Annotated in this window: 3 protein-coding genes; all 3 read left to right on the plus strand. The window is 38.9% G+C overall.

All coding sequences use genetic code 11. The features are described 5' to 3' along the window. On the plus strand, nucleotides 1–609 hold a 609-nt coding region (locus DXZ20_RS18210; RefSeq protein WP_250565815.1), incomplete at its 5' end, for a tetratricopeptide repeat protein. Between the two features lie 73 nt (nucleotides 610–682). Next, nucleotides 683–2,731, plus strand: a complete 2,049-nt coding sequence (locus DXZ20_RS18215) for an AAA family ATPase (RefSeq protein ID WP_250565816.1) — start codon at nucleotides 683–685, stop codon at nucleotides 2,729–2,731. Between the two features lie 120 nt (nucleotides 2,732–2,851). Beyond that, nucleotides 2,852–3,135, plus strand: a 284-nt coding sequence (locus DXZ20_RS37575) for a CU044_2847 family protein (protein WP_250565817.1), incomplete at its 3' end; no start/stop codon positions are given.

The following is a 3,135-nucleotide window of genomic DNA, read 5'->3' on the forward strand; positions in this document are numbered from 1 at the left end:
TATTGTCAGCAAAAGTATGACAAGTTACTGATCGAAGCCTATAACGAAAAAGGCACCCTATTTCGGGAGCAGGGGAAATTTGAAGATGCTATTGATTGCTATCAAGAGAGTCACAAAATTTCTAAAAAATCAAACGATCTTATTTGGGCAACAGACAATTTACAGGACATGGGAGTGGCTTACTATCTTCAGGGAGATTTAGATCAGGCTCAGCTCGTTTCCATTCAAGCTCAGCACCTGGCAGAGCAAAAGAAATCGCCTCACTTGGCAGGACGAGCCCGACGAACATTAGCCAATATTTTATTTCACCAGGAAAAATATAAAGAATCCATAGAAACAGCTCTGCTATCCTGCATCAATATCTTGGAGATAGATCAATATAGTCTAAATAATAGCCCCGCCATGCGAGAGCTGCTAATAGAAGAATGGCTAACATGGCTAACGGAAGATCTTCTAGAAGAAATACAGGATATCTCCTTACGTAAAGGACAGTGTCAGTATTTGCTCAATTACTGGAGAGAATCTAAAGCTAATGATCGCGCGCTTGTCGACCACTATCCAGGCTTTATTATCACCTTAGAGGAGCTACTGTCTGAGTCAAGGGTCTGATATGTGGCGATCTCGATTTTTGTAGAGTAACGATTTGAGAGTTTTCGACTTACCATCATAGTGTGCTTTCAACATGTCTACCAGTTCACCGAATCTCAGGTTTGCTTTTCACAATCAAGTACAGGCTCTAAAATGGGTCGACCGTTCCCGAGGGGAATTATTGGTGTTAGATGCCCTACCAGGCTATGGCAAGACCGCTTTTCTTACCAAACTGAAAACAAAGTATGAAACTCAAAAATGGAGATGTTCATTAATTTCATTTAAACGAGCACGAAGTAAACTGGATGCAGTAACTGCCACTATTGAAGAAATTTCTACAGAGCCCATTGAATCACCAGAAGATTTAGACCAAGCCCTTGATGTTTTGCTAAAGCAATTGCAATCTAGACAGCCTCAAGCATTGATGTTTGATGATGTCCATTATTTGGAAAAGGAAGCATTAGATTGGGTAAAACGTGAGCTTGCCAGTGAGCTGAAGCAAGAGCTAAAAGATTTAACCGATGATAACTTTTTATTGATTTTTTCTGGTCATAGCATTTGTGGTCCTACCCGTTGGCCAACTATCAGAAAACCTATTAAGTTGACTGCATTTCATCGAGAAGTTATTAATCATTTCATTGAAAAAAATAACATTTCTGTACTCTGGCAAGATCGATCACAAAACTATTGCCCCTCTGTAGTGGATCGGATTTTTCAATTTTCTGGTGGTCATCCTCGAGCATCTCTGGGACTATTGCAGGAACTCAAAGATGGTTGGATTCCTTCGCGTAGCTTAAGACGTAGAAAAGATTTGAGAGTTTTCGAGAAGCATGTACAAAAAGAACTAAGCAAGTTTGTAGAAAATTTGGATCCTGTTTATCAGACTTATCTTTCACACTTAATAATCTTTCGGTATGTTGATGTGCCGGTCCTTGAATTTATTAAGCAAAAGTATCAAGTATCAGTTAAACAGACGGATCTCAAGCTAATAGAAAAATTTCTTCAATGTAATCTGCTTTACTCTCCTAGCAATTCTCTAGGAATGAAGGCTTTAGATCCTGTTTTTCGCCTAAGTTCACTGGCAAAAATGTTATTTAAAGATCCTGAGCAGTATTCAAAACAGCATAAATCTGCCCAAGAAATTTATCAAAATTGGGCTGCCACAAAAAATTGGTCCTATGATGTAATTAGATGCTTAAAAGAGAGTATTTATCATTGTCTAAGCCGGATGGAGGGAAAAGAGTGCCTGGAAGAACCTTCTGAATTAATAGATTGTTTGCGTTATGGTATTCGAATTTTGAATCATAAGCAAACAGAGATGATAGATCCACCGAAATCAGTTCTAGAGACATTGTTAGATGATGACGAAGAGATTCAATACTTACTACAAAAGCTAGAGATAGATTGGATAAAATTACTTAAATACTCTTTTTTCGCTTATTCAGGTACAGCCATTACGGTCATTGATATCCCAACAGTAAATCAGACTGTTCAAGATCAATGTAAAACAATGACAACCGTCTTAATTAATGACATTGGAGAAGTTTCAGGCACAGGTTTTTGGATAGCGCTGAATCAGCAATACTATGTAGTAACTTGTGCCCATGTGATTAAACAACTAAAATCTTCAGAAGGAGATTTAGTTAAAGTAAGAACCTTTGGGCCGAATGCTCAAGATTTGGATCTAAAAGTACTCTGGTATAGAGTTCCTTCAAGCCAGAGTGAGAAGGACTGGAGTGCTCGACAAGATATTGCTATTTTAGGTCTGGTTTCTGAAAAAGAACTTCGACTCTCTATTGGTTGTTGGAGCAATTTACTACCCCTTAGTGATGAACCTATAAACATAAATGGATATCAAAAAATATCACCCCTTTATAGTTTTGGTTATCCTGCCTCCAAGCATCTTAAAGGCGATAGTTTTCCATCTCTAGTATTTAAGGAAAAAGTTGCAAATGGCTTTATCAAACTACTTAACCGTGGGTCTAATAGTGTTGAAGGAGGAGTCAGCGGCGCTCCTCTATGCCATATAGAGGGAGAACATTTGGTGGCTATGATTCATGCCAAATCAGGGACAGACGTAGTTTATTGCATTCCTTCTACCACCATCTTAGACGTTTTGAAGGATGTGAGGAGCTGCCTATGAGAGAAACAGATATTTAATACGTATTCGTAGAAAATACGCAAAGTGTTAGACGAAATACAGAAAAGGGAAAATAGTGAGATAGGACAAGTTTTATATCCAGAAATTTTATGAGGTAATATTATGAGTCGATTTCTATCGGTTGAAACACCAGGGGGACCTATTTGGGTAGAAGTCCCCGATGGAGAAGATACTGAATCTGTAGAACTAGTGGCCAATAAAAGGGATATTAATCGTACCTTTGAAGCCTCTGCCCAGGCCTTAAAGAAAAATGCTCAGTATTTAATCAACTTAATGTCTAGTCTGGGGCCTCAGGAAGTAGAAGTCACCTTTGGGATGAGCGTAGGTGTAGAAGCCAGTGTCCCTGTGTTTGCCCTAGCCCAGGCCAATGGAGAGGCCAGCTATAC

The organism is Adonisia turfae CCMR0081, from assembly GCF_011009555.1.
GTDB classification, from domain to species: Bacteria; Cyanobacteriota; Cyanobacteriia; order Phormidesmidales; family Phormidesmidaceae; genus Leptothoe; species Leptothoe turfae.